We start from the raw sequence: 24,857 nt of genomic DNA on the forward strand, positions 1-24,857 counted from the left end.
ATACTTTTCATTTCAACCTAGCAACTGATTCATGATCAGAAATACGAAGAACAATTGGAGGATAGTATGGCCGTATATAAATCTTTTATTAAGAGAGCTCTTTCAACTGCATTAAAAGAATTCATGGAGAAGGATATATACCTACTTCATGAAAATTTAAATGAACGATCAATAACTCATAAAGTTGCAGAATATTTACAACGTGAATTTGGAGCATTTTATAATGTTGATTGTGAGTATAATCGCAACTTTTTAACGCCTGGAGTTTCTAAAAAAATTAATGTGGTACAGGATTTATATAAAGAGATAGAGGATTTAGTTGAAACAAAAACAAAGTTAGAAATTCTTACTAATTATGAATATAGGGAATTAACAGTATACCCGGATATAATTGTACATAAGAGAGGAAAGGGCAAGAATCTTCTTGCTGTAGAAGTGAAAAAATCAAATAGTAGAATTCATCATAACTTTGATTTTCGAAAATTATCTGCTTATACCGATCATTCTGAAATGAATTATTTGCATTATGAATATGGAGTTTTTATATGCTTTGACGTTGATAACTATTCTTTTCCATCTATAACGTGGTTTAAGGATGGACATAGAGTTAATGATATTTAAAGGTTATACTAATAGATGAAGCTCCTTATTGCTATTTCGGGGGACCTCCTTTTACAGCAGCATGAATTGAACAAAAGAGTGGTGATTGAATTGGGGTAACCGTTAAAGGTTTATTACAGCTGCCTTCGTTAAGAGGGGCTCAGGTGATCACTGGAACAAGCAGGCTTGATCAGACCGTTTCCTCTTTATCTGTGTTAGAGGTGGCGGATGTTAATTTCTTCTCGCAAATTATTCAAACGGTTCAAGAAGAGTGGTATGCCGAGGAGCTGGTCATAAGCTCCTTATATTCCGTTAAGGACAGCATTGAGCAGCAGTGTAAAACGATACAATATTTGCACAGTCTTGGTGAAGTGGGTTTGATTCTGTACTATGTTGGCATTGTGATGCAGGATATAGCCGATGAAGTGATCGAGCTGGCTGAATCTTTAAATTTTATAATCATTTGCATGCCTAGAAATGATTATTCTCTTCGGTATAATGAAGTAATATATGAGGTCATGGAAGCGATTGTTAGTAATCAGAATGTGAATGAGCAGTTCGTAAACGAATCCTTGGAAAAGGTCTCGCTGCTGCCCGAACATTTACGGAGCGTGGAAATTACACTTAAACTGCTGTCAGACCGTATGAAAGCAAACATCGTACTTACAAACAGCAACTTGGATATTGTCAATCGTGTCATGTGGCCGCGGAATTCATCACTCGATGTTGCAGATTTGATTTGGTCTATGGCGCCCTCCATTTTGAACGGCAGAATGGAAGAAGAAGAGCTGAATGCCTCGTGCTTTATTGAATACAAACGTGTACATCAAAAAAATGGGGAGACCCTGTACCTATTTCTCATTAAAGAAAAAACAAAGCTGCCACCGAAAACGATGGATCAAATCAGCGAGGTAGTCCAGGTAGCCATCAATTTATGGGGAGATAAGCATAACGAGGTCAGCGAATACGCTTTAGTTAAAGCCATCGTGAATGATGAAAGCGAAAAAATGCGCAGATTGGCCAGTATGCTATATATTGACGTTTCCGCCATCCAAATGATGTGGCTCGTTTATATTCAGGATTTATCGGAAGAAAAAAGGATAAGAGATGACTTGAAAACGCATCTCTCCCAATATTATAAAACCGCGGTCATTCAAACAATCGAACATTACATTGTCGTTTTGTTAGGAAATGGTTCTTACAAATACAACGAATTTGAAATCGCAGCGGAATATATCGAAAACACGAGTCTCCTCGGGGAAATATCAAGCATTGTATTTTCTCCGAGAATGCGGAACACACAGGACGTACGTCGAATGTATCAGCTTGTCAACGGAGTCTCTAAAGAGGTCCACCGGATCTATCACCATCGTAAACTATACACCGCGGCCGAAGTGCGTTCTATGAAACGGGCCATGGACCTCAGCAAGCAAGGGGAAGAGATCACTGAGGAATGCTTGTCCATCATAGAGCCGATTCGGGATGATGCGGATGCTCTGAAAACGCTGATGACATTTCTTCTAGATGCGAAGGGTAATATGGATGAATGCAGTAAGCTGTTGTTCGTCCACAAAAATACAGTGAAATATCGCATTAAAAAAATTAGCGAGCTCATAGGATATGATGTAACCATCAATTCGGAGTCGTATGATGTGTACAACGCCTGCATGGTCTATCGCCTGATCCATAACTAAAAAATCCGATGTTTTGTCCAAAAGGACAAAAACATCGGATTTTTTTTTGATTTATGAAAAAGACGCTGCCCTAACTTGTCATTTACAATAAATAAAACAAATCGAATGTATCAAGGTTGGGGGAAGCTTATGAAAGCCGTAAAAGAGTATCAATCCTGGTTTAGTCTGGGGATCATCTGGGCTGGTGCGGTCATCAGCATCCCGAGTTTGCTCGTAGGGAATGCACTCATTGCAGGCATGGGATTATCAAAGGCATTGCTGGTCACGTTAGTAGGCTACTCTATTATTGTATTGCTCATGATATTGCAGGGAATTCAAAGCACGGATTTAGGAAGACCAACGGTCCAAGTAGCAGGTCATGTATTTGGCAAAAAAGGGTCGCGGACGATTCTTTCAATCATCCTGGCCATTGCGTGTCTTGGTTGGTTCGGAATTCAGGCGAATATGTGTGGTGCGGCCTTGGCCAATCTATTAGCCCTATGTGGTATAAATGTCTCAGTTCCACTGGCTTCTCTGATCAGCGGTCTTGTGATGGTGGTCTCCGCAATATACGGCATTAAAGTGCTGCGCGTTATTAGCTACATTGCCGTACCTTTATTGATCGGAATCAGCGTGTTTGGTTTAATTGAAGCCTTGACTGGTGATTCCCTGCAAACGATTCGAAATTATAAGCCAGCGGGTGTTATGAGCTTTACGGATGGCCTCGCTGTTGCTCTGGGTTCCTTTGCTCTAGGCTCAGTCATTGCAGGGGATTATTCACAATTTTCAAGAAAACGCTCAGATGTATTAAAAGCAGCTCTTTTCGGGATTGTTCCAGCAGGCTTACTGATGATCGGAGCAGGAGCTGTCCTGACCATTGCTTATCAGACTAGTGATATCACAGCAACCTTTCTAAACATCACGACACCATTCTTTGGCGGTGTAGTTCTGATTCTAGCTACATGGAAGACGAACCTCGTGAATGCTATTTCAGGCGGTATTGCTTTAATTAACGTATCCAACGTTTCAAAGGAAAAAGAAAAGTGGGCCATTGGCATCGCGGGAACCATTGGAACCGTATTGGCTGTAGTCGGCATACTGAATTATTTTGTCCCGATCATGTCTATCCTGTCGGCTATGATTCCACCAGTAGCAGGCGTAATGATTGCATCCTATTGGGTGCTTGGTAAAGGGGATAAAAGCCGCTGGCATGAGGTCGAGGGTGTGAACCTACTTGGCGTCGTTTCCTGGCTTATAGGCGCAGTGATTGCTTGTACTCCAGTTGTGTTATCCTTGTTTCCAAGCTTGCCGCAGGTACCGAATCAGCCGTTGATCGGGATTGTCATATCTTTCGCAGTATATTATATAGGCTATCGTTTATCGGCTCAGAAGACATCATAATTTTGGAGGGAATATATATGAGATATTTAGATAAAGCCGCTATTGAAAACATCGCAGTCGGCGCAGCATTCCTAGGAACTGGTGGAGGCGGAGATCCTTATATGGGGAAATTAATGGCCCTCTCGGCCATTGAGAAGTTTGGACCTGTTCCATTATTATCAATCGATGAGATTAAGGATGAGGACTTTTTCATTCCGGCTGCGATGATGGGTGCGCCTTCCGTACTGGTAGAGAAGTTCCCTAAGGGAGACGAGTTCGTTAAGGTTTTTCAAAAATTAGCAAATTACTTAGGGAAAGAACAGATTGCAGGTACGTTTCCGATGGAAGCGGGGGGCGTCAATTCGATGATTCCTATCGTTGTTGCGGCACAGCTGGGGCTGCCTTTGATTGATTGTGATGGTATGGGGCGGGCGTTCCCAGAGCTTCAAATGGTAACGTTTAACCTTGACGGCATTCCGGCAACACCGATGGCGATTGCGGATGAAAAAGGGAATATCGGTATATTTGAGACCATTGATAATAAATGGACGGAACGGATCGCCAGAGTGACGACGGTAGAAATGGGAGCTAGCGCATTAGTAAGCCTGTATCCAGCAACGGGTGCTCAGATGAAGCAAAGCGGTGTTCATCATATTGTGACCCTCTCCGAACAAATTGGACAGATCATTACATCGAAGAATCGGGACGCTAAGGATAAGCTTCAAGAACTGCTGAAGCTCGTGTCCGGCTATGAGCTTTTCCAAGGTAAAATCATGGATGTCATTCGTGAAACCAAGGGTGGATTTAATCTCGGCCGCATGCATCTCGAAGGAATCGAGGCTTTAAAAGGGGCAGAGATGAAGGTTCATTTTCAAAATGAGAACCTGGTTGCTGAGCTGAACGGTCAAGTCGCAGCCATGACTCCGGATTTGATCTGTCTAGTCGATTATGAAACCTTGCTTCCTGTAACTACAGAGAGCTTGAAATACGGCAAGCGCGTGCGGGTGATTGGACTGGCTGCCCATGAAAAGTGGAGAACGGAAAAAGGGATTGAAACGGCTGGCCCAAGATACTTCGGATATGATTATGATTTTGTACCTATTGAAGAACTAGTGAAAAAGGCGGTGAAAGATAATGTATAGAATCGGGATTGATGTGGGCGGTACCAACACAGATGCCATCATATTGGACGAGAATTATCATTTGATTCATGCGGTGAAATCACCGACAAGTCTGGATATTAAAACGGGGATTGAAACGTCACTGCGGAGTTTACTGCAGGGAGCAAATATGGATAAGAACCAAATTACGCATGCCATGTTAGGCACTACCCAATGCACAAATGCTATTGTTGAACGTAAAAAGCTGGCCCAAGTTGGTGTCATTCGTCTGGGTTACCCGGCAACGGCTTCCGTTATTCCCTATACGTCCTGGCCTGAGGATATGGTTCAGAAGCTGTCGGGTAACTATGCTCTCGTTCATGGTGGATATGAATATGATGGCCAAGTACTTGGAGAAGTCGATGAAGCTGAAATTACAGCTCTTCTAGAGCAGTGGCGCGGCAGTATTGAATCGATTGCAGTCATCGGCGTGTTTTCATCGATTAAGAATGATCAAGAAAACCAAGTGCGCGATCTCATCCATGAAGTGTATGGCGAGGAATTTCCGGTCTCCTGCTCTTCCCTGATCGGTTCGGTCGGTTTAATCGAACGCGAAAATGCAACCATCCTCAATGCCGCATTATGTAAGGTCATTGAAACGACAACTCAAGGATTTGTGCAGGCGTTAGAAAGTGAAGGCATCACAGACGCAGCGGTGTTTTTATGCCAAAATGACGGTACCTTAATGTCGATTGATTACGCTAAACAGTTTCCGATCCTAACGATTGCATGTGGACCAACGAACAGCATACGCGGGGCCTCTTATTTGGCGAAGATTAAAGATACGATGGTTCTCGACGTGGGAGGGACAACATCGGACATCGGGGTATTGCAGGATGGTTTCCCGAGAGAATCCTCAGTTGCAGTCGAGGTTGGCGATATCCGCACGAATTTCCGTATGCCAGATATTATCTCTGTTGGGCTGGGCGGTGGCAGTATTGTGCGATCAGTGAACGGTAAAGTTACGGTCGGTCCTGACAGCGTAGGATACAGGATCAGAGAGGAAGCACTGGTTTTTGGTGGGAAAACGCTGACGACAACCGATATTGCCGTTCGACTCGGCCACGCGGATGTCGGGGATAGGAGCTTGGTAGCTCATGTGGAAGAAGACTTTGCGAAACGTGCTGAGGCAGAAATTTCATCCATTATTGAGCAGGCCATTGATAAAATGAAGACTTCTTCGGGAGATGTTGAGCTTGTATTGGTTGGCGGCGGAAGTATAGTGATTCCGGACACGATTCGCGGGGTATCCCATATGATTAAGCCTGAGAACGGGGGCGTAGCCAACGCCATTGGTGCATGTATTGCACAAATTAGCGGTCAGTATGAACAAATTTATATTTATTCTAAAGAGCCACGCGAGGATTCGTTAAGAGATGCTAAGGAAAAAGCCGTGCAGCAGGCGGTTCTGGCTGGCGCTGACCCAGTAACAGTAGAACTCGTGGAAGTGGAAGAAACTCCGCTGGCGTATCACCCGGGAAATGCGACAAGACTTAGAGTGAAAGTGGTAGGAAATATGAAATAGAAGAGTGGCCTCACATGAGTGTATTACTTGTGTGAGGTTTTTCTATTATCGTGAGGTTTAATTCGATGCGAACACTTGTGCATATTTCTGTTAAAAGTTAATATATGGATATAATTGAGCTAGTTCATTACAATATGAAATGGATCGGAGCTGCGAATAGAATTTATTAGAGGAGAATGTCGGGGGATGAATAAGCAACATGTCTATGAAACAAACAGCTTCTATTGGGATACAAAAGGAAATGAATGTTTAGGTGCCATCGTACTTCCTTTTTACGGATCATTTGTCTCAGAAGAAAAATGCCAACTTTTTGGTGATGTTTCAGGAAAAAAGATGTTAGAGATAGGCGTTGGAAATGGTCAATCCTTGCAATATCAGGGGGATCGCAAAGCATCTGAACTTTGGGGAATGGATATATCAGAACAACAAATTGAAAGGGCGAAGCAACATTTGACGGCGTGTGGTCTTCCTGCACAATTGATCTGTTCTCCCATGGAAGAGGAATATAACATACCCGTGGATTATTTTGACTTTGTTTATTCGATTTACGCTATTGGCTGGACAACCGATCTTGAAGGTACTTTTCGCCGGATCGCTTCTTATTTAAAAAAAGACGGCATCTTTATTTTTAGCTGGTCTCATCCGATACACAAATGTGTGATTGAAGAAGATAATAGATTTACTTTTAACAAGAGTTACTTCGACGATTCCTGGTATTCGGTATCTCCTGATTTTTGTCAAGGCGCGTTAACCTTATCTGATCGTAAACTATCAACCTATATCAATGCGTTAGCGAAAGCAGGATTTGTTATTGAAGAAATGATTGAAGAAACGGACGATGAAATCATACAATTGCATGATGAAAATGATGATTTCGTAAAAAGAGCGAAGATGTTTCCAGTAACGTTCGTTATCAAAGCAAGAAAACTTTGAATGGGATTATAGTAGGAGGTATATCATGCAGCAAAACCTTTATGACAACACAGAGTTTTTTAACATGTATAAGAACTTAAGAGAAACGAGAATTACATACATTGACTTTATTGAACAACCTGCAATAAGAAAGCTATTACCACCTCTACAAAATTTACAAGTTCTAGATCTGGGCTGCGGCTTTGGTGAACAGGCAAATTACATTATTGATAACGGAGCAACTCATGTTACAGGTGTAGATATTTCAGAAAAGATGCTAGGTATGGCAAGAAAACGTTCTGAAATTCATTACCTTCATAGTCCAATAGAAGAAGTTGATTTTAATAATCATCAATTTGATTTAGTAGTTAGTTCATTAGCCTTTCATTATATTGAGGATTATCATTTATTAATTAGTAGAATTACACAATGGATTAAACCAAATGGATATTTGGTATTTTCTACAGAGCATCCTATTGTGTTGTCCAATAAGAATCAAGAGGGATGGATTAAAGATTATAATAACAATATACTTCATTGGCCTATTGATCATTATGGAGAAGAAGGACTCAGAACACAGTTTTGGGGCATTGATGGAGTAATAAAATATCACCGAAAACTCTCAACCTTACTTAATGTTTTGATACAAAATGGGCTAGTTATTGAAGAAATTGTTGAACCTGAATCTATTTCAGAAGGACTTGAGAAGATGCCCAAATTAATAAATGAAAGAAAGAGACCCTCTTTTATATTAATTAAGGCCAAAAGAGTGATGTAGGTAAATCTATGTATCTTCAGCTTACTTAAGCACGATTATATAATTAGAGAGGGTGTCGTAGTGACATATATTAAAGGGATCGAACTTAGCAAGAGGTTTCACTTTGAATTTGTAGAACCATTGGTTTCCAAACACTTTCCTAGCCTACGCTACGCATCGGCTCTTATCGGTGCAGGTAGTGAAGTGTTAGGATATGACACCGAGATGTCAGCGGATCATGATTGGGGGCCACGTGTTCTCCTTTTCCTTCAGGAACAGCAAAACAGTATGTTTGAAGAGATTTTCCAGTGTTTGAAGAGTAACGCACCTGAAGAATTTTACGGTTTTTCTGTGGATTTAAAACAAACCGTTATTACTTCGTTACCTCGATTTCTAAAGGGGAAATTGGGTGCAGATATAAGTAAAGAGCTTCAATCTATGGATTGGCTCACTTTTCCCGCGCAAGTTTTGGCAGAGATTGTAGGGGGAGCGGTATACCGGGATGATACGGGGCAATTGACGAGGGTCCGCAAGCAGCTCGAGTACTATCCTCAAGATATATGGCTATTTCTGATGGCTTCGATATGGAATAGGATCGGGCAAGAAGAGCATCTAGTACTTCGGTCAGGATATGTGGGTGATGAATTAGGATCTTCCATTATTGCATCAAGAATTGTAAGAGATATCATGAACTTATGCTTTTTGATGGAGAAACGGTATGCTCCTTATCCTAAATGGTTTGGCACTGCCTTTGAGAAGTTGGACTGTGCAAAAGAATTGTTGCCAATACTTCGGGATGTTCAAATAGCGGAAACTTGGAAATTACGGGAGGAAGCACTATGCAAAGCCTACGAATACATTGCATACAAACATAATCTTATGGGAATTACCGACAGGATAGATGAAAAGGTTACTCTTTTCTATGATCGGCCATTCCGGATTATACAGGGAAGTAAGATTGCCGAGGCGATTACTAAATCCATAAACGACCCGACGATCCGCAAACTCAAAGAAAAAATAATTATTGGCGGTATTGACCAAATAACAGATAATACTGACTTTCTATTGATCAATCAATGGTTTAATAGCAAGAATTCAACAGAACGAAACTTACTCCGTCTTGTTTACGAGAAGATTCTGGAGTAGTTACATTGTGGCGCTACTTGACGTTAAAGACAGCTTGGGGAAGATATGAAGATATAAATGGAGAAATTAGAATCATATATGAGAATCATACAAAAGGGATGAATAAAGTTAAAGAGATTGAACACGGCATAAACTTCGTATAACTCCGTTTTCATGCATTGCGGCAATGGCTCTCTTATAAGCTGCTCCCTTCAGTCAATTAAGTTCCTTGAGGATCAGGAGTGACAATCGTAGCTGAAATTTTTGGAAATAGAAAGGAGAGATAGTTTGCTTCTTAAAAAACTTGAAGAGAGTATATTAAATAATAAAATGGATGAAGTTACCAATCTTCTTGATGAAATTGTTACTCAACATGATACCATTTGTAATGGGTACTTAATTGAACAATTACGAACAACAGAGAATCATTTGTTGAGAAATCAGATAGCATTAACTTTGTCGGATTTGAAATGCCAAGAAGTGGTCGACGTAATTATTGAATTAATTCAAGACCCAAGAACGGATGGAAATAGAGGAACCCTAATCTATGCATTAGAACCATTAAATTATCTAGACCACATCGATGTATTACTTAATTTATGTTTAACTGGTAATTTTGAAGTGAAATTACAATCCCTTCAACTTATCAAACAAGTAAAAGGAAATATACCTAAAAAGATAAGGAAAAAATATAAAGAAAGACTGAAAGAGGAGAAAGAGCAATTAATAGATAGAAAGAAATTTCTGAAAGAGTTAAAGAAACAAATAAATAACTGATTTCTTCGAATTGTGGTCTACCTAAAGGTTGACCCAGTCGCTAGACGTGAGGGCTCGAGAACACGATAACTTTATAAGAAATTAGCGCAAAGATATGTACGAATCAGAAGGAGATATGATCATGTCTGAACACGAGGAAGTCCTTGCTGGAGGAAATATAAATAAGGTAGTAAAAGTAGGGGGAACAGTGCGCCGTGATGCTAAACCCAATCTATATGTATATGAACTCCTTAAACATCTTGAAGAGATTGGCTACCCCTACTCACCTAGATATATGGGCGTAGATGAGAAGGGAAGAGAAATCCTTTCATACCTCGAAGGCGACGTTCCAGGAAATGGTTACCCTGAAATTGAAGCATACATGTGGTCGGACGAGGCATTAGCGGAACTTGCTAAACTGTTAAGAAGCTATCACGATGCAACTGTAGGATTCAAAACATCTAAGAAGTCTATCAATGAGTATCCAGAAATGCCTCTGAATGAAGTTGTTTGCCATAACGATGCTGCATTGTATAACATTGTGTTTAAAGACAAGCGTCCAGCGGGCATCATTGATTTTGATATGGCAGGACCAGGGCCGCGGATATGGGATATTGTCTATACTTTGTATACATCGGTTCCACTTGCTACGTTCTCTCCAAGTGAAGATGATCGGGCAGTTGTTCAATATAAGAGAGATATCCATGCATCTGCACGAAAAAGACGTATAGGAATATTTTTTAATTCTTATGGTATGGAAGTACCGGTTGATCTTAAGGAGTGGGTTATTTCCCGCATTAACTTTATGTGTACCACACTAACGGATCGCGCTGCATCCGGAGACCCTGCGTTTATTAAGCTAGTTGAAGAAGGTCATTTAGCGCATTACGTGGAAGAGATTCAGTTTCTTGAAAAGTATTTTGATGACTGGAATGAATATGATTAAACAGGTAAGAACATCTCTATATTAGGAGGGAACAACATGGAAGTTTTTTCAGCATATTTAGCGAATATTGATAACGCGCAACATCGGGCTAGAACAGAAGAAGTTTTGTCTTGGGTAGCTGCGAAATTTCCACATTTAATGTCGAAAATTGCGTGGAATCAGCCTATGTTTACCGATCATGGCACATTTATCATAGGATTTAGTGTAGCTAAACATCACTTGGCTATTGCACCTGAAATGGTAGTGATAAATGAATTTTCGGATCAAATTGTAGAAGCTGGATACAGTCACTCTAAGCAGTTGGTACGTATTCCATGGAATGGTCCGGTTGATTTCTCATTACTTGAGAAGATGATCGAGTTTAATATTGTAGAAAAGGCAAACTGTTCAACTTTTTGGCGGAAATAAGGCTTAATCAGAGAGGATAGTGATAGATGACTAATATAGATGTTAAATCAGGGATATTAAAAAAGTACAACATTCATGAAGCTGATTTACTTGGCAGTGGTATGGAGGCAGAAGTATATATTTATGGTAAGGATAAAGTGTTGAAGATATATAATAGGCTGTCAAATTTCAAAAAACAGGAAATCTTAAAACAGTTCTATAGTTCGATTCAATCCACTCATGTCAGCTATCAACTCCCCTATATATACAATATTATGGATGAGGATGGCGTTGTCGTAACCGTTGAGAAAAGAATATATGGGGAAAATATGAATAATCTTTTGCCCAAGTTAAGTGATGAACAATTAAATGCTGTAATGAAAACCTATCTATTTGCACATTTAGAATTACAATCTGTAAAATTAGACCCACCCTTCAAAGGTTTAAAGTTATTTGATGACTATATTCCCGTGACACAACAGAGCGATTGGAATGATGTATTACAAGAATATGTTATAAGTAAACAACAAGAGATTGGAGGTTATTTTTCAAAGGATGTCATAAATTATCAAGATAAATTACAGATATTACTGAAGATTTTATCTTGCGAATATCAAGGGGTTTATTCTCTAATTCATGGAGATTTTTTCCAGGCAATGTACTTATAAATGAGGATGGTGTAATTACAGGAATAATCGATTTCGGCATCATGACGATGTATGGTGATTACTTATTTGATATGGCTATAGGTTGGATGATATTTGATATGTATGATGAATTGAAGTCGAATATTTTAGAAAGATATCTGGAACTAATTATACATACCTTAGGTGAAGAAGTGAGAGGGAAAATCTATCTATATGTATTGGTATATAGTATGGTATCTGCGAATTTATACGCCGAAGACTGTAGTGATGGCCACTATCAATGGTGTGTTCGGAATTTAAATAACAACATGTACTGGGATGCCATCCAATAATACGGATTATCCGTCATAGTACATACATGAGTGATGAATTGAAGACTAAAACAAGCCTAGGGGTAGAAATAAAAAAAGACAAACAAGTTATAACGCTTTGTAAAAACAATGGCTTTATATTTAGGAATGATTATTTCATTGATGTCGATACGTTTGTAACAGAAGAGCGGGGAAAAGGGTATGCAACCGTTGCCGCAGTCCATTTAATAGACCTTTTACTAAAAAATGATATGTACCCTTTGTGGGAGACAACGCATGAAAATATTCCATCGCATAAATTAGCTTTAAGGTTGGGTTTTGAAGTGGAGGAAAACTATCCAGTGTATGCATTTATACTTGAATCATAAAAAGATACTTACATTTATGTGAATGGGTCTTAACAGATTAAGTACTTATTTTATTTTAGGAGATGACTTACGTGAATAGAACGAGGAATGTAGCAGTGTTATTGTATGAGCATGTAGACGGCTTAGATTTTTGCGGATCGTTTGATGTATTTGCTACCGCGAGCAATTGGGGTAAGGATTTTAATACCTATACTGTGAGTGAGAAGCCGGGTTTAATACATACAATTAGTTCGTTTGCAGTTTCTCCAAAGTATAACTTTAACGACTGCCCACAACCTGATGTATTAGTTATTCCCGGAGGTTTAGGATCGCGAACGGAAATGAATAATGAAGTTTTAACATCATGGATTAATAGCACTTCTAAGAATACTGAAATGGTGTTATCCATTTGTACGGGTGCGTTATTGTTAGCAAAAGCAAATCTGTTAAGTGGTCTTAAGGTAACAACTAATCGTAGGGCGATGGATGTATTAGCACAAGTGGCACCTAAAGATTGTGAAATAATAGATGACATCAGATATATAGACAATGGCAAAATAGTAATGTCTGCAGGTGTTACAGCTGGAATAGATGCCTCTCTTCATGTTGTTTCAAGAATATTAGGTGAAGAAAGAGCAATAGAAACTGCCTCAAGATTAGAGTATACATGGAATCGGCAAATTTTAAGGTAATAAGTACGTTTTGAAAGGAAAACATATGAAACGAATATTAGTTATTGGCTCAGGTGGATCTGGTAAATCCACCTTATCTCAAAGGATTAGTAAACGATTAGATATTCCTGTAATACATTTGGATACTTATTTTTGGAATGCGAATTGGGTTCCTAAACCAAATGAAGAATGGGACAAGATTGTTGAACAATTTTCGAACCAAGATCAGTGGATCATGGATGGTAATTATTCAAGAACAATGGATATTAGAATAAAGAAAGCGGATTTAATCATCTTTTTGGACATGCCAAGAATTCTGTGTATATACCGAATTGTTAAACGGCGAATAATGTATCGTAATAAAACTAGACCGGATATGAATGAAGGATGCCCAGAAAAACTAGATTGGTCGTTTATAAAATGGGTTTGGAATTATAGATCAAGAAGTCGTCCAACTATCATACAGAAACTTGCTCAGGCTGAAAGCCATCAACAAGTAATTATCTTACATACACGAAAACAGGTAAGTGAATGCATAGAAAGACTTGCAATATCCTCGGATTGTGATCATTAAATAAAAGCGAGGGGGGAAAGCTGTAATGATGTATGATTTGGCGGGTCATGTAGAAATGTCACCGATTGTTGGAATACTATATTCCGCTGTACATGAGAACAGTGAGCGGCTGGAATTCATTACGGATGGCATGTCGCAAGAGGAAGTAGATTACAAGGGACCAACTGATAATTATAATAGTACCGCTCAGTTATTCAAACACATCATGTATGTTGACCTGAACTGGGTTTATCGCATAAAGGGAATACCTCTGCCACAGTCTTTGAAAGAGGAGTATGGTCCCATGATCGATGAAAACAATAGACTTCCGATGGTCGAAGGAGTATCTGTGAACACACTTATGTCTGCATATAAAGGTGTGATCAGCATGTTGAAAGATTCCTGTACACAATTAACTGATGCTGATCTTGATAAGGTTGTCACTTTTGGACATCAAAATGAAAAGGAAGCAACCATACGCTGGGCCATTTGGCATATCGCTGACCATAGCCGCTATCATCAAGCTCATATTAATCAGCTTAGAAGATGGTATAGCGAACATTCGATATCAAATTAATGAATTGAGAGAATGGGGAAAATCATGAATTTATATGATAAAGGGGATCAATTATACTACGAACAAAAATTCTCCGAGGCTGCTAATGTGTTTATGGAATGTATCGAATTAGAAGTAGATAAAATAGATAGCATGAACTATTTAGGCTGCTGTGAGCTGCAACTTGGTAATTATGAGAAGGCACATCATTGGTTTGATCAAGCTATGGTTTTTAGTCCAGAATGGGGAAGACTGTATTCGAATAAGAGTAGAGTTTTTATGAAACAGGGTGATTTCTCAAAGGCGGCTGAGTATTTATATCAATCTCTCGAATTAAATGATGAGGATGAGGATACGTTATATTACTTAGGAGTTTTTTATGAAAGTCAGGACAAACTCGAGAAGGCACGTGAAGCATATTTAGCTTCGCTCGAGATTAATCCCAATCAACCAGAGACCATTTTAAATTATGGAATAGTTGAAGTGCGGTTAGGTCATATAGAAGAAGGTAAGAAACAATTTAAATCATTGATGAATTGGGAAGGTTATGAAACATATGCATATTGGAATTTGACCTGTGTATATAAAGCAGACAAGCAGTATTCGAAAGCTTTAGAGTGTCTCAATTCATATATTTCGTTAAATAACGATGTCGATGAGGAAGCGAATGATTTGCTAAAAGAGTTACAACAATTATTGTAAAAAATAATAAAAAAACCTAACGGTGAATTGGAGGAAATAAAATGTCAAAGTTTAACCTTAACACACGTGTTGCTTCAATCTTCATTCATGTTCAAGATATGGATAGAGCAGTTCATTGGTACGCGGAATTATTCGGAGTTCCCATTACAACACAATCTTTTGAGAAAATATATTCAATGAAGTTCGATAATCTTATTTTGCTTTTTGATGCTCATGGTTCTGATACTTTTCATCCGTCCGAACGTCCCTTATTTGATATTCCAACAGATAATATAGATCAGGTAGTTACATTATTAAATGAGAAGAACATTGACATTATAGGTGAAGTAGAACGATTCGAGGATATATCTTTCCTAACAATAAAGGATTCAGAAGGAAATCTATTTATGGTTGTTCAAGAATAAATGGAGGTTCAAGGCATGAATGATGGAGAGATTTATCTACGCTGGGCGAATACGGATGATGCAGCCGATCTCGTTGTGTTCAATGATGCTTTTAATGGAGTAGGATTGTCCATAGAAGAAGTACAAGATAATATTGCTGTAACGAGTGAGCTAATTGCACTGGCTGTTATGGATGACCTGATAGTTGGATTCGCGTGTGCCCAATATTTCAAATCATTTTGTTATCGGGGTCTTCAAGGGGAGATCACTGAATTGTATATTACGGAAGCTGCTCGGGGAAAAGGATTGGGAACGTTATTAATTTCTTTTTTAGAGGAAGAGCTAAGTGCACGAGGTGTTACCAGCGTAAAGGTTCTAACAGGCAATACAAATGAAAATGCTATAAAGACTTATGAAAAATCAAGATATTCTAAAATGGAAAAAGAACTACTACTTCAAAAGAAATTAGAACCAATAAGATAATACAACATCATTGAATTAGATAATTTAATAGGCGAGACAAATACGTTGATGGAAGTGAAATACTTGTGATGATAACATCCAGATGGGAATCAGAAAGACTTCTAATTGCAGATTTGAAGGAGGATGAAATAGATGAAGTACAAGAGTTATACAAAACTAGTAGCGATATAGAACTGTGGGGTAGGGAAGAATCTGGGAAGGAATACATAAGACATTGTTTTAATGAAGGTGATTTACCACCTATGATAGAGAAGGATGTCAGTCATTATTTTATTCCGAAGGAAAAGGGTGGAGTAATAATTTTCCTGAAAATATTAATGGAGTATAGGAACGAACAATGAAATGGTGGTGACAAGGAAATATGATAGTATATACGAACTCATTAGAAGGAATAAACGAAGAAAATCTGGATTCTGTTTTTTTTCATGAATGGCCAAATCCCCCATCCATCAAACATTTGTATATGATCCTTAAGAATTCTTCGTATATATATGTAGCAATTCATACGGAGACCAAGAAAGTGGTTGGATTTATTAATGCATTATCGGATCAAGTATTAACTGCTTATATACCATTATTAGAAGTAACACCCGCATTTAAGAATCAAGGAATAGGGACTCAATTAGTTGAAAGAATGTTGGAACAACTTAAGGATTATTACATGATTGATTTACTTTGTGATGCAGATTTACAGGATTACTACTCGCAGAAAGGGATGATTAAGGCTGCAGGAATGATGAAAAGAAATTACAATAACCAATCTGGAAAGAATATTTAATATTTAATGATCTTCTTATGCAAAAGTGTATTGAAATTCATATTTACAACCACGTAGCCACGATTGAAACCGATTATTGGGAATTCCCATCGGTGCCGTGGCTGTTTTTGTATAGAGTGATGAATGTTAATGGTTTATAATAATTATTTCAAAACGAAGCAGGAGGCAATACATTGAAGAAAATAGCTATTATTTCAGATATTCACGGTAATATGCCGGCATTGCAAGCTGTTCTACAAGATATTGAACATAGAAAGATAGAAACAGTGTACTGCTTGGGAGATTTAATAGGAAAAGGTCCAAGTGGAGATATAGTAACGGATTTAATTCAAGAAAGATGTGAAAAGGTGGTAAGAGGAAACTGGGATGAGTTTATTTCAATGACAACGGACGTCGAACCATTGAAATGGCATCAAGAAAAACTTGGTTCAGATCGCTTAAAGTATCTAAGTTCATTACCTATCACAATTGAATTTGTCATGAGTGGTAAATACATAAGGCTCTTTCATGCTTCTCCAAGAAGTATATATGAACGTATTCAATCATGGGATGATCAAGAGGTAAGGTCTTCTTTGTTTACAAATTCAGAGTTATGCATTAATGAAAATGAAGCAGATGTGGTTGGTTATGGAGATATCCATAACGCATATATTCAGCATTTTCAAGGTAAGACACTGTTTAATGTTGGGAGTGTAGGTAATCCCCTAGAAATAACACAAGCATCTTATGTAATTTTAGAAGGAAGCTACGATGTTTCAACCCCATCACCATTAAGTATCCAATTTGTTCGAGTGCCTTATGACATTGAGCTTTCCATTCAGCATGCCATTGAAGCAGAGATGCCATTATTGAAAGAATATATAAGTGAATTAAGGACAGATATACCGGGGAGTAAGTAATGGATGAAACTATATTTAAAGGTATTTCTTATCATAGCATGTGTGATAAATATATTAAGTATAGTGATCATTATTACTCTTATAGCATACGGAGAAGAATGCAAGCATCTCAAGGGTTCAATAAAAATAAGAGCAGCGTATTCGCTGCCCGTTAGACAAATTACGGATTGCGTTCTAATAACAAAATTCCGCTTATATTGGAAGTCTTTTTACGGAATACGATTTTAAAACCAATGTCATTATCCAATAAGCAGTTTAAGGCATTGATAAGCAATGCATTGGGTACCAATGTAAAGCTACATGGTCGAGCATTACCAATAACAGATACAGCAGTAATTCTGCGTGCAGAACCCGGAATCAGAGGGTTTCTTGACCAACGGATCAATACTAAATCATGCTGTTGAACAGCTTTTACACGAGCCATTCGAATCACCTCTTTTCTATAAAGCTCTCTATAATAAATGAAAAGAAGATGTATAATGTGCTAGGTCAAGAGCTATAATCGATTTAACAATAGCTGATTATATGATACGATTCAAAGGGCATGTAATCAGAGTGCCTCAATGATTCGTAGAGAGCAGGTTATATGTAATGTTAGAAAATAGACAACAGCGCTTCCGCTTTAGCGAAGCACCCATTTGGGATTTGCAGCGGACTTACTTCGAAGAACTAGGCATGAAGGCTTGGAATAATGATCAGGTTCCGCAATATATAACGAGCAATCCTATGATTGCTACTGCGTACGCCGAAATGATTTTCGGATTTCTACAAGACCGTGCAGGAAATGGTGATATTTCTGAAACCGTTACAATCTTGGAGCTTGGAGCAGGAGCGGGACGACTGGCATTTCATGTATTACAAAAGCTGTGTGAGCTAAGAGATTACGCAGATATACCACTACCACCTTTTCGATATGTCATGACTGATCTGCCATTTAAAAATGTTGAAGGCTGGCATAATCATCCCGCTCTGCTATCGTTTATCCAGCAGGGATTATTGGACTTTGCAAGATTTGATGCCGTGCATGATACGGAGCTGAATTTGGTTGTATCGGGTACTTCCATACGGAAAGGTGATCTGAAGCAGCCACTGCTGATCGTCGCTAATTATTTTTTTGACAGTATCCCGCAAGAACTACTGTATGTGGGGGAAGGTCAGATTTTTGAATGCGATGTATTGACCGAGCTACCAGGAAATTTCGATCAACTGAAGCCTTCTGATGCCTTGAAAGCTATGGTCTTGAATTACGAGTATCGCCGTGCACCTGAATACGAAGCAGCGACATATCCCTATCGTGATGTGATTGCAATGTATCAGCAGGAACTAGAGGATTCACATATCTTGTTTCCGGTGGTTGGACTTACATGTCTAGAAAGACTGAATCAGTTGTCTGAGGCGGGTTTTGTACTGATTACTGCGGACAAAGGGGATCATAGGTTAGATAATTGGAAGTTTGCAGAGCCACCAGAGTTAATTCTTCATGGGAGCTTCTCTTTAACCGCAAATTATCATGCGATTCAATATGTGCTGGAGCGAAGAGGCGCGCAATCTCTCTTTACCACACATCATTATAAAAATATAAATGTCGGCTGCATATGCATGCTGGATAACCCCAATAGCTATGCCAACACGCGGCTGGCGTATCGGCGGTGTATTGAACGTTTTGGACCGGACGATTTCTTTAGTATGAAAGAATGGGTTGACCAGCATGTTGATACTTTGGGCATACAGCAGATTTTGGCCTTTTGGCGGTTGGGTGGTTATGATGCTGAGTTCTTTATTCAAAGCGCGAAACGCATTTCAAGCTTATTGCTAGATATAAGTGATGAAGAACTGGCTGATATCCAAAATGGCATACATATGATGTGGTCATCGTATTATGTGTTGGAGCAGCGGTATGATTTAGCATTAGATGCAGGACTATTGCTATTCGAAATGGAAATGTATGAGGATGCGAAACGATTCCTAGAGATATCCATACATGCGGATGAAGATGAGCCAGTACCGACGGTATTGTACTGTTTAGCGATCTGCTGCTACGAGCTTGAGTTGGAAGAGGAAGCGATGGAATACACACGCGAGGCGCTGGTTATCGAACCGGATCATGAAGAGGCATTAGCACTACTGAATGCTTTGAGTGAAGCGGAGTAGCAAGAATAAGTGAAAAGCAAAATCCATAAGCAAGTAGTACCTTCTCAGAGGACTGCTTGCTTTTTCTATTATAAGTAAAGAATTAGATGTGTTTCACTGATTAATTAATATATATTACATAAAAAGACTTGCAGATATATGTTTATAATGCAAAAATTAACTTAATTTGGATTCATTGATGATTTTAAAAAGCCATAGATTAGAGCTAGATACAAACTATAATGTGTGAGGAGATGTGTAAAATGGAAATAGAGACATCAAGATTAATTATCCGTGATTTTCGTAAGGAAGATTGGATCGATGTACATACATATGCATCAGATCCTAAAGTGACTGAATTTATGATTTGGGGACCTAATTCTGAGGATGAAACAAAAACATATATAGAAGAGCAAATAACGAAACAGCAATCGGTTAACCGCGTGGATTTTGAATTTGGAGTCATTTTAAAAGAGACAAGCCAGTTCATTGGTGGATGTGGCATCTACATCAAAGAGCGTAATGCAGAAATAGGTTACTGTTTTAGCCCCGAATACTGGGGTCATGGGTATGCAACAGAAGCTTCCGAAGCCATGTTAGAGTTTGGCTTTAAACAGTTTCATGTGCATAGAGTATTTGCCACATGTCGTCCTGGAAATCATGCATCAGCAAATGTGATGAAGAGAATCGGAATGAAGCAAGAAGGCCATTTAAGGGAACATATGTGGCATAAAGGGAGATACCATGACTCTTATTTATTTTCAATACTTGAGCATGAATATTCTCAGGGTAACCTACGATGAATGTTAAATAGGGTGTCATTGAATAAGCTATCAACAGGAGGCACTATGATTATTGGATTAGTAAGACATTTCAAAGTTACATATAAACCTATTTCTACATGGATGAACTCTGAGGAATTTAACCAGTGGATCGAAGAATATAATAAATCTGGAGTTAGTCCCCCAGAGTCTACAGGTCATGGGGTAGAGTGGAACATGTGCCTTAGTAGTGATTTATCAAGAGCTACGGTTACGGCCGAAATGCTTCATAAAGGTCAGATTATTAAGACGGATCAGTTAAGAGAGATCGCTATGCGTTCGGTCACTTCTACACAAATCAAACTTCATTACTATATGTGGTTATTTATTATTCGTATCGCTTGGTTAGTATCACATAAGTCGCAGGACGAAACCAAAGCTGAAACCATTTTAAGGGCAAAACAAGTGGTTGATCAAATAGAAGAGAATGATAAAGGATCTAATATATTGGTTGTAAGCCATGGTGCTTTTATGAGGGTATTATACCAAGAACTAATCCGCAGAGGGTACAAGGGAAGAGGCTTTGCTAAGCCTAAGAATGGAAAGTTATACACATTTGAAAAAAAGTAATGCATAGATCGAATGATTAGGAGAAACGAATTCATGAAAATTTCCTATCAGAAAGACGATTATATTATTGAAGATGATTCTTTGTCATAAACTTTTCAGGATCATAATTCAAAACAACAATAGACTGACCTTTTTCAGATTCATAAAATAACAAAGCTATAGTTTTAGCATCATGCTCTAAGAACAGGTACATTTCTTTTATTTTCTTAGTGTAAAATGTGTGTTTAATTTGAACTGGAGCTTCAAACGGTATATGAAGAACCAACCCATGTTGAGGGTTTAATGTGAATCCTTCATAGGTTATGGGGGAGGATTGAAGAATCTCTATAATGGAGCTCTTTAAATCTGAGGTTAAGGAAATGTGTGCGATGAATTTTTTCTTGCTTAACATCAAAAACCGAAACCTGAGGAAATGTACTACTAGCTGAAATTATTTTGGACGTAGACAGAAGAATTCCAAATATGGTTATGAACAATACTTTTCTATTCTTTTTAAATTTCATATTTTCACCTCTTGGGGATTATTCCCTAGATACATTAATTTTATTAAAATGGGTGGCATGATTCTAAAATAGCAAACCCAAAAATACTTAAGAATGGTTGTTACGAAAGGATGTAATTGATAAGAATGCCCTATAACATCGAAGATAAATTTGTCATTGCAGTTGCTTCAAGTGCACTGTTCGATCTTAGGTTGTCAGGCGCTGTTTTTACCGAGCAAGGCGAGATGAATATAGAAAATATCAGCATAAACATGAGAATGATGTGTTGGGTAAAGGTGTAGCATTTCCGCTTATTAAAAGACTGCTTAGTATCAATGGTGACTCGCCCGAAGATCAGCCGGTAGAAGTCGTCCTTTTGTCTCGTAATGACGCAGATACGGGACTGCGTGTATTTAAATCCATAGAAAAATATCAACTTCCGATAACTCGCGCCGTGTTTACTGCGGGTGGGAACCCTTTTCAATATATGGAGGCATTTAACGCCTCTATTTTCTTATCAGGCAACCCTCACGATGTTAAAGAAGCGGTAAAGCGAGGCTTTCCAGCAGGCTGCATATACCCATCCGATTACATTGATGATGATCAAGACCATGAGCTTAGAATTGCTTTTGATTTCGATGGGATCATAGCAGATGATTCAGCTGAAACGGTATTTCAACAAGAAGGAGCATTAGCCTCGTTTCATGATCATGAGAAATCTAAAGCATCTGAACCGTTGCCAGCAGGACCTTTGCTTCGATTTTTCACAGAGATATCTAAGCTTCAAAAGAGGATTTTAGACAAAGTGGCTACTGAGCCTGATTATAAACCGCGCATTCGAGTTGCCATTGTGACTGCTAGAAATGCACCAGCACATGAAAGGGTGATTACCACGTTAAGGAAGCTGGATATTAGGGTCGATGAAGCCTTTTTCTTAGGAGGAATAGACAAGGGAAGAGTGCTGAAAATCTTTAATCCTCATATCTTTTTTGATGATCAAGTCGGGCATATTGAAGGTGTGGCGCGGATTGTTCCTTCTGTTCATGTACCGTTTGGAATTACAAATTCCATAGAGTAGCGTATTGATTATTAAAGATAATGATTCCATCTTACTGGTACCTGGTGGCTTATATAAAATTCTCGCGGATGAACCAGATGATAAGATAAGTCGGATTAGACACTCTTGCTCGAAATGAAATGAGGTGTTTACATGAGTGAACATAGCATTTATAAAAGTGAAGAAGGAAAAAATGTTATTTTAAATGCTTATGAAACATACTTGAAAACATTTGATTGTGAATTTCAGAGGGTGTATGTACATACGCGCTTTGGTCTTACGCATACATTAGTTACAGGGCCGCCGGATGGAAAACCAGTTTTCATACTTCAGGGAGGGAATTGTATTAATCCAATGACTCTTTCATGGTTCTCTTCTTTAATAAGGGATTATCGAATCTATGCCCCCGATACCATCGGACATCCAGGTTTTAGTGACGAAACAAGGGTTTCTGCGAAAGATAACAGTTTTGCGCTGTGGATTTCCGATCTCATGGAACATTTTAAAGTTGAAAAAAGTGCCTTTATAGGACCTTCATATGGTGGGGGAATTGTACTAAGATTAGCTACTTGGATGCCTGAGAAAATTTCCTGTGCTGTATTGGTTGCACCTGCTGGATTACGGCTAGGATCAAAAATAAAAATGATACATAAGATTCTGCTGCCTATGATTGGATTTAAAATAAATTCATCACCAAAAAAACTACAAAAAATAGCAGATGTGATGTCTTTTAAAAGCATGAAGGAAGAAGATAAAAACATCATTGGAATCATATTTAAAAAGGTTAAATTAGAACAAGACATGCCTAAATTGACAGAGAAGAAAGAATTATTAAATTATAGTGCTCCTACATTGGTGCTGGTCGGTGAACATGATATTTTCTTCCCAGCAAAAGGTGTAATTGAAACAGCAGAAGCAATCATTACGAATGGAGTTACAAAAATGTATGAAATGGGTCATTTTCCATCAAAAGAATATTTGAGAGTAATGAGTGAAGATATTAAAGAGTTTCTTAACAGTAACTACGATCAGGAGAATAATATAGAATTGTTATTTTTTGAAAATTAAGCAGAATACAGTTATCTTTAATGAGGAGGCATTATATGGGTTATTCAATATTTGAGGATACAATGGCTGATATGCAGTGGACGGACATCCAAACGCATATTGATAATGAGGCTATCGTGCTGCTTCCTACTGGAGTTATTGAGCAACAAGGGCCACATATTAGCACAGGGTCCGACATATATTTCAGTCACATCATTTGTAAAAAGATAAAAAAGGAGCTGGAGCAGAACCAGATTCATTCGATTATCGCTCCACCGTTTTATTGGGGCGTTAACCATATTACGGGGGCTTTTCCAGGTTCATTTACCTCCCGCCGAGAAACGGTCAAGCATGTATTATTTGATATATTTGATTGTCTGCATCGCTGGGGATTCAAGCATGTGTTTATCGTGGATATCCATGGCGATCCAATGAATGGAATGGCTTTATACGAGGCTATCCATGAAGGAAGAAATCAATTGGGACTGGATGTTCGGTCAGTAATCTCAGAGTGGGTTGCAGGCGATCTAAGTATATCAAGAGATGATGAACATTTTCTGATTTTTGATGTTGCGTTAGAAGACTCATTTCCAGATGGGCCATCGCCTATTTTTTTAGATATTCATGCTGGAAAACATACGACTGCGAATATGTATAAATATTTCCCTTCATTAGTAGATACAGACAAGGCAAAGACCCTTATACCAACCAATCTTACGTATGAAGATCTTAAGAAATGGCAGGAAGGAGGAGATGTAACGAGAGAGATTACACCACAAGGCTATTTCGGAGAACCAGCAGCGTATGAACAAGTGGATGATGAAATGGATTTTGTGGAGGGGTATGCTAAGTTTGCCACATTAGGATTGATCAAATATCTATCGCAGATCAGATAAAACTAACATATCAGAAAATGTTTGATTGGGAGGAATATACTTGAAAAATGATCAAATACAAGAGTGTAATCTGCCGACTGGCTTAGCCAAGCCAGCGATCAGAGCGCTTAACAATGCTGGTTTATGTAAAATGGAACAAATCGCAATGCTCAGTGAGGCTGAGCTTAGGCAGCTTCATGGCATAGGACCAAATGCTATCAAACAGATCCGTACTGCTCTTGAAGAGAAAGGGTTGAAATTCTCTGAGGGAAAAACAAAAATATGAATATTTAACTTATGAAAGAAACAGAAATTATGTATTTG

31 protein-coding genes and 1 pseudogene are annotated in these 24,857 nt (G+C 38.6%); 30 read left to right on the forward strand and 2 right to left on the reverse strand.

What is annotated here, in order from left to right:
* Positions 1-66 precede the first annotated feature (66 nt).
* The 23 genes from JCM16418_RS02465 (at position 67) to JCM16418_RS02575 (ending at position 17,551) form a co-directional block, all read left to right on the forward strand.
* A complete protein-coding gene (locus JCM16418_RS02465) occupies positions 67-621 on the forward strand; it encodes a hypothetical protein (RefSeq protein ID WP_036645732.1) in 555 nt (184 codons plus the stop codon).
* A gap of 143 nt (positions 622-764) precedes the next feature.
* Positions 765-2,294, forward strand: a complete 1,530-nt coding sequence (locus tag JCM16418_RS02470) for a PucR family transcriptional regulator (protein WP_242403687.1) — start codon at positions 765-767, stop codon at positions 2,292-2,294.
* A 129-nt stretch (positions 2,295-2,423) separates the two neighbouring features.
* Positions 2,424-3,674 carry a cytosine permease gene (locus JCM16418_RS02475; RefSeq protein ID WP_036645736.1) on the forward strand — a complete coding sequence of 417 codons (1,251 nt, stop codon included), beginning with the start codon at positions 2,424-2,426 and terminating at the stop codon, positions 3,672-3,674.
* A gap of 17 nt (positions 3,675-3,691) precedes the next feature.
* A complete protein-coding gene (locus JCM16418_RS02480; RefSeq protein ID WP_036645739.1) occupies positions 3,692-4,795 on the forward strand; it encodes an S-methyl thiohydantoin desulfurase family protein in 1,104 nt (367 codons plus the stop codon).
* Positions 4,788-6,338: a hydantoinase/oxoprolinase N-terminal domain-containing protein gene (locus JCM16418_RS02485; protein WP_036645741.1), complete on the forward strand. Its 1,551-nt coding sequence runs from the start codon at positions 4,788-4,790 to the stop codon at positions 6,336-6,338. Before JCM16418_RS02480 ends, JCM16418_RS02485 begins: the two co-directional genes overlap by 8 nt.
* Positions 6,339-6,524: 186 nt before the next feature.
* Complete coding sequence (locus tag JCM16418_RS02490) at positions 6,525-7,271, forward strand: class I SAM-dependent methyltransferase (protein ID WP_036645743.1); 747 nt, start codon at positions 6,525-6,527, stop codon at positions 7,269-7,271.
* A 25-nt stretch (positions 7,272-7,296) separates the two neighbouring features.
* Complete coding sequence (locus tag JCM16418_RS02495; protein WP_036645745.1) at positions 7,297-8,028, forward strand: class I SAM-dependent methyltransferase; 732 nt, start codon at positions 7,297-7,299, stop codon at positions 8,026-8,028.
* A gap of 60 nt (positions 8,029-8,088) precedes the next feature.
* Complete coding sequence (locus JCM16418_RS02500; RefSeq protein ID WP_036645747.1) at positions 8,089-9,153, forward strand: DUF4037 domain-containing protein; 1,065 nt, start codon at positions 8,089-8,091, stop codon at positions 9,151-9,153.
* Between the two features lie 243 nt (positions 9,154-9,396).
* The gene (locus JCM16418_RS02505; protein WP_148298721.1) at positions 9,397-9,909 is read left to right on the forward strand and encodes a HEAT repeat domain-containing protein; all 513 of its coding nucleotides are present in this window, start codon (positions 9,397-9,399) and stop codon (positions 9,907-9,909) included.
* A gap of 121 nt (positions 9,910-10,030) precedes the next feature.
* Positions 10,031-10,834, forward strand: coding sequence for an aminoglycoside phosphotransferase family protein (locus JCM16418_RS02510; RefSeq protein ID WP_036645752.1), 804 nt, complete (start codon positions 10,031-10,033; stop codon positions 10,832-10,834).
* A gap of 36 nt (positions 10,835-10,870) precedes the next feature.
* On the forward strand, positions 10,871-11,242 hold the full coding sequence (locus JCM16418_RS02515) for an iron chaperone (protein WP_036645754.1): 372 nt from the start codon (positions 10,871-10,873) through the stop codon (positions 11,240-11,242).
* A gap of 26 nt (positions 11,243-11,268) precedes the next feature.
* Positions 11,269-11,889: a hypothetical protein gene (locus tag JCM16418_RS02520; protein WP_036645757.1), complete on the forward strand. Its 621-nt coding sequence runs from the start codon at positions 11,269-11,271 to the stop codon at positions 11,887-11,889.
* The gene (locus JCM16418_RS02525) at positions 11,826-12,200 is read left to right on the forward strand and encodes an aminoglycoside phosphotransferase family protein (RefSeq protein WP_158442403.1); all 375 of its coding nucleotides are present in this window, start codon (positions 11,826-11,828) and stop codon (positions 12,198-12,200) included. Before JCM16418_RS02520 ends, JCM16418_RS02525 begins: the two co-directional genes overlap by 64 nt.
* A 26-nt stretch (positions 12,201-12,226) precedes the next feature.
* Complete coding sequence (locus tag JCM16418_RS02530; RefSeq protein ID WP_081765295.1) at positions 12,227-12,547, forward strand: GNAT family N-acetyltransferase; 321 nt, start codon at positions 12,227-12,229, stop codon at positions 12,545-12,547.
* A 62-nt stretch (positions 12,548-12,609) separates the two neighbouring features.
* On the forward strand, positions 12,610-13,218 hold the full coding sequence (locus JCM16418_RS02535; RefSeq protein WP_036645763.1) for a DJ-1/PfpI family protein: 609 nt from the start codon (positions 12,610-12,612) through the stop codon (positions 13,216-13,218).
* A 10-nt stretch (positions 13,219-13,228) separates the two neighbouring features.
* Positions 13,229-13,771, forward strand: a complete 543-nt coding sequence (locus tag JCM16418_RS02540) for a DNA topology modulation protein (RefSeq protein ID WP_242403688.1) — start codon at positions 13,229-13,231, stop codon at positions 13,769-13,771.
* A gap of 25 nt (positions 13,772-13,796) precedes the next feature.
* Positions 13,797-14,327 (forward strand): DinB family protein, encoded by a 531-nt coding sequence (locus JCM16418_RS02545; protein ID WP_036645765.1) that lies wholly within the window; start codon positions 13,797-13,799, stop codon positions 14,325-14,327.
* 24 nt (positions 14,328-14,351) lie between these two features.
* On the forward strand, positions 14,352-15,008 hold the full coding sequence (locus tag JCM16418_RS02550) for a tetratricopeptide repeat protein (protein WP_036645766.1): 657 nt from the start codon (positions 14,352-14,354) through the stop codon (positions 15,006-15,008).
* 41 nt (positions 15,009-15,049) lie between these two features.
* Positions 15,050-15,412, forward strand: coding sequence for a VOC family protein (locus JCM16418_RS02555; protein WP_036645767.1), 363 nt, complete (start codon positions 15,050-15,052; stop codon positions 15,410-15,412).
* Positions 15,413-15,427: 15 nt separating this feature from the next.
* The gene (locus JCM16418_RS02560) at positions 15,428-15,874 is read left to right on the forward strand and encodes a GNAT family N-acetyltransferase (protein ID WP_036645768.1); all 447 of its coding nucleotides are present in this window, start codon (positions 15,428-15,430) and stop codon (positions 15,872-15,874) included.
* A gap of 68 nt (positions 15,875-15,942) precedes the next feature.
* Complete coding sequence (locus JCM16418_RS02565) at positions 15,943-16,215, forward strand: hypothetical protein (protein ID WP_148298722.1); 273 nt, start codon at positions 15,943-15,945, stop codon at positions 16,213-16,215.
* A gap of 20 nt (positions 16,216-16,235) precedes the next feature.
* The gene (locus tag JCM16418_RS02570; RefSeq protein ID WP_306304741.1) at positions 16,236-16,652 is read left to right on the forward strand and encodes a GNAT family N-acetyltransferase; all 417 of its coding nucleotides are present in this window, start codon (positions 16,236-16,238) and stop codon (positions 16,650-16,652) included.
* A 173-nt stretch (positions 16,653-16,825) separates the two neighbouring features.
* On the forward strand, positions 16,826-17,551 hold the full coding sequence (locus JCM16418_RS02575; protein ID WP_036645772.1) for a metallophosphoesterase family protein: 726 nt from the start codon (positions 16,826-16,828) through the stop codon (positions 17,549-17,551).
* Between the two features lie 160 nt (positions 17,552-17,711).
* On the opposite strand, the gene JCM16418_RS02580 is transcribed toward JCM16418_RS02575, so the two are convergent.
* Positions 17,712-17,975 carry a hypothetical protein gene (locus JCM16418_RS02580; RefSeq protein ID WP_036645774.1) on the reverse strand — a complete coding sequence of 88 codons (264 nt, stop codon included), beginning with the start codon at positions 17,973-17,975 and terminating at the stop codon, positions 17,712-17,714.
* A 167-nt stretch (positions 17,976-18,142) separates the two neighbouring features.
* Between JCM16418_RS02580 and JCM16418_RS02585 the strand changes: the two genes are divergently transcribed.
* From JCM16418_RS02585 to JCM16418_RS02595, 3 genes are all read left to right on the forward strand, one after another.
* On the forward strand, positions 18,143-19,702 hold the full coding sequence (locus tag JCM16418_RS02585) for a hypothetical protein (RefSeq protein WP_036645777.1): 1,560 nt from the start codon (positions 18,143-18,145) through the stop codon (positions 19,700-19,702).
* 242 nt (positions 19,703-19,944) lie between these two features.
* The gene (locus JCM16418_RS02590; RefSeq protein WP_036645778.1) at positions 19,945-20,484 is read left to right on the forward strand and encodes a GNAT family N-acetyltransferase; all 540 of its coding nucleotides are present in this window, start codon (positions 19,945-19,947) and stop codon (positions 20,482-20,484) included.
* 45 nt (positions 20,485-20,529) lie between these two features.
* On the forward strand, positions 20,530-21,072 hold the full coding sequence (locus tag JCM16418_RS02595; RefSeq protein WP_036645780.1) for a histidine phosphatase family protein: 543 nt from the start codon (positions 20,530-20,532) through the stop codon (positions 21,070-21,072).
* Between the two features lie 64 nt (positions 21,073-21,136).
* Here the strand turns inward: JCM16418_RS02595 and JCM16418_RS02600 are convergent, their stop codons facing one another.
* Entirely contained in the window at positions 21,137-21,463 is a 327-nt protein-coding gene (locus tag JCM16418_RS02600) for a hypothetical protein (protein ID WP_036645782.1), read from the reverse strand.
* Positions 21,464-21,700: 237 nt separating this feature from the next.
* On the opposite strand from JCM16418_RS02600, the pseudogene JCM16418_RS02605 reads away from it, so the two are divergent.
* The 4 genes and pseudogenes from JCM16418_RS02605 (at position 21,701) to JCM16418_RS02620 (ending at position 24,819) form a co-directional block, all read left to right on the forward strand.
* Positions 21,701-22,632, forward strand: a pseudogene (locus JCM16418_RS02605) (5'-nucleotidase).
* A gap of 132 nt (positions 22,633-22,764) precedes the next feature.
* The gene (locus JCM16418_RS02610; RefSeq protein ID WP_036645786.1) at positions 22,765-23,679 is read left to right on the forward strand and encodes an alpha/beta fold hydrolase; all 915 of its coding nucleotides are present in this window, start codon (positions 22,765-22,767) and stop codon (positions 23,677-23,679) included.
* Positions 23,680-23,714: 35 nt separating this feature from the next.
* A complete protein-coding gene (locus tag JCM16418_RS02615) occupies positions 23,715-24,554 on the forward strand; it encodes a creatininase family protein (protein WP_036645789.1) in 840 nt (279 codons plus the stop codon).
* A gap of 40 nt (positions 24,555-24,594) precedes the next feature.
* Positions 24,595-24,819, forward strand: a complete 225-nt coding sequence (locus JCM16418_RS02620; protein ID WP_052020002.1) for a helix-hairpin-helix domain-containing protein — start codon at positions 24,595-24,597, stop codon at positions 24,817-24,819.
* Positions 24,820-24,857: the final 38 nt, after the last annotated feature.

It is taken from the genome of Paenibacillus pini JCM 16418 (assembly GCF_000576305.1).
In the GTDB taxonomy this organism is placed as follows: Bacteria; Bacillota; Bacilli; order Paenibacillales; family Paenibacillaceae; genus Paenibacillus_AQ; species Paenibacillus_AQ pini.

What these genes read in the sequence shown, in the direction of transcription:
- JCM16418_RS02610 (WP_036645786.1), top strand. Translation starts at nt 22,765, where the DNA reads ATGAGTGAACATAGCATTTATAAAAGTGAAGAAGGAAAAAATGTTATT.
- JCM16418_RS02595 (WP_036645780.1), top strand. Translation starts at nt 20,530, where the DNA reads ATGATTATTGGATTAGTAAGACATTTCAAAGTTACATATAAACCTATT.
- JCM16418_RS02485 (WP_036645741.1), top strand. Translation starts at nt 4,788, where the DNA reads ATGTATAGAATCGGGATTGATGTGGGCGGTACCAACACAGATGCCATC.
- JCM16418_RS02560 (WP_036645768.1), top strand. Translation starts at nt 15,428, where the DNA reads ATGAATGATGGAGAGATTTATCTACGCTGGGCGAATACGGATGATGCA.
- JCM16418_RS02550 (WP_036645766.1), top strand. Translation starts at nt 14,352, where the DNA reads ATGAATTTATATGATAAAGGGGATCAATTATACTACGAACAAAAATTC.
- JCM16418_RS02530 (WP_081765295.1), top strand. Translation starts at nt 12,227, where the DNA reads ATGAGTGATGAATTGAAGACTAAAACAAGCCTAGGGGTAGAAATAAAA.
- JCM16418_RS02480 (WP_036645739.1), top strand. Translation starts at nt 3,692, where the DNA reads ATGAGATATTTAGATAAAGCCGCTATTGAAAACATCGCAGTCGGCGCA.
- JCM16418_RS02465 (WP_036645732.1), top strand. Translation starts at nt 67, where the DNA reads ATGGCCGTATATAAATCTTTTATTAAGAGAGCTCTTTCAACTGCATTA.
- JCM16418_RS02590 (WP_036645778.1), top strand. Translation starts at nt 19,945, where the DNA reads ATGGAAATAGAGACATCAAGATTAATTATCCGTGATTTTCGTAAGGAA.
- JCM16418_RS02510 (WP_036645752.1), top strand. Translation starts at nt 10,031, where the DNA reads ATGTCTGAACACGAGGAAGTCCTTGCTGGAGGAAATATAAATAAGGTA.
- JCM16418_RS02515 (WP_036645754.1), top strand. Translation starts at nt 10,871, where the DNA reads ATGGAAGTTTTTTCAGCATATTTAGCGAATATTGATAACGCGCAACAT.
- JCM16418_RS02565 (WP_148298722.1), top strand. Translation starts at nt 15,943, where the DNA reads ATGATAACATCCAGATGGGAATCAGAAAGACTTCTAATTGCAGATTTG.
- JCM16418_RS02490 (WP_036645743.1), top strand. Translation starts at nt 6,525, where the DNA reads ATGAATAAGCAACATGTCTATGAAACAAACAGCTTCTATTGGGATACA.
- JCM16418_RS02555 (WP_036645767.1), top strand. Translation starts at nt 15,050, where the DNA reads ATGTCAAAGTTTAACCTTAACACACGTGTTGCTTCAATCTTCATTCAT.
- JCM16418_RS02495 (WP_036645745.1), top strand. Translation starts at nt 7,297, where the DNA reads ATGCAGCAAAACCTTTATGACAACACAGAGTTTTTTAACATGTATAAG.
- JCM16418_RS02580 (WP_036645774.1), bottom strand. Translation starts at nt 17,975, where the DNA reads ATGGCTCGTGTAAAAGCTGTTCAACAGCATGATTTAGTATTGATCCGT.
- JCM16418_RS02600 (WP_036645782.1), bottom strand. Translation starts at nt 21,463, where the DNA reads ATGTTAAGCAAGAAAAAATTCATCGCACACATTTCCTTAACCTCAGAT.
- JCM16418_RS02615 (WP_036645789.1), top strand. Translation starts at nt 23,715, where the DNA reads ATGGGTTATTCAATATTTGAGGATACAATGGCTGATATGCAGTGGACG.
- JCM16418_RS02545 (WP_036645765.1), top strand. Translation starts at nt 13,797, where the DNA reads ATGATGTATGATTTGGCGGGTCATGTAGAAATGTCACCGATTGTTGGA.
- JCM16418_RS02570 (WP_306304741.1), top strand. Translation starts at nt 16,236, where the DNA reads ATGATAGTATATACGAACTCATTAGAAGGAATAAACGAAGAAAATCTG.
- JCM16418_RS02585 (WP_036645777.1), top strand. Translation starts at nt 18,143, where the DNA reads ATGTTAGAAAATAGACAACAGCGCTTCCGCTTTAGCGAAGCACCCATT.
- JCM16418_RS02535 (WP_036645763.1), top strand. Translation starts at nt 12,610, where the DNA reads ATGACTTACGTGAATAGAACGAGGAATGTAGCAGTGTTATTGTATGAG.
- JCM16418_RS02475 (WP_036645736.1), top strand. Translation starts at nt 2,424, where the DNA reads ATGAAAGCCGTAAAAGAGTATCAATCCTGGTTTAGTCTGGGGATCATC.
- JCM16418_RS02520 (WP_036645757.1), top strand. Translation starts at nt 11,269, where the DNA reads ATGACTAATATAGATGTTAAATCAGGGATATTAAAAAAGTACAACATT.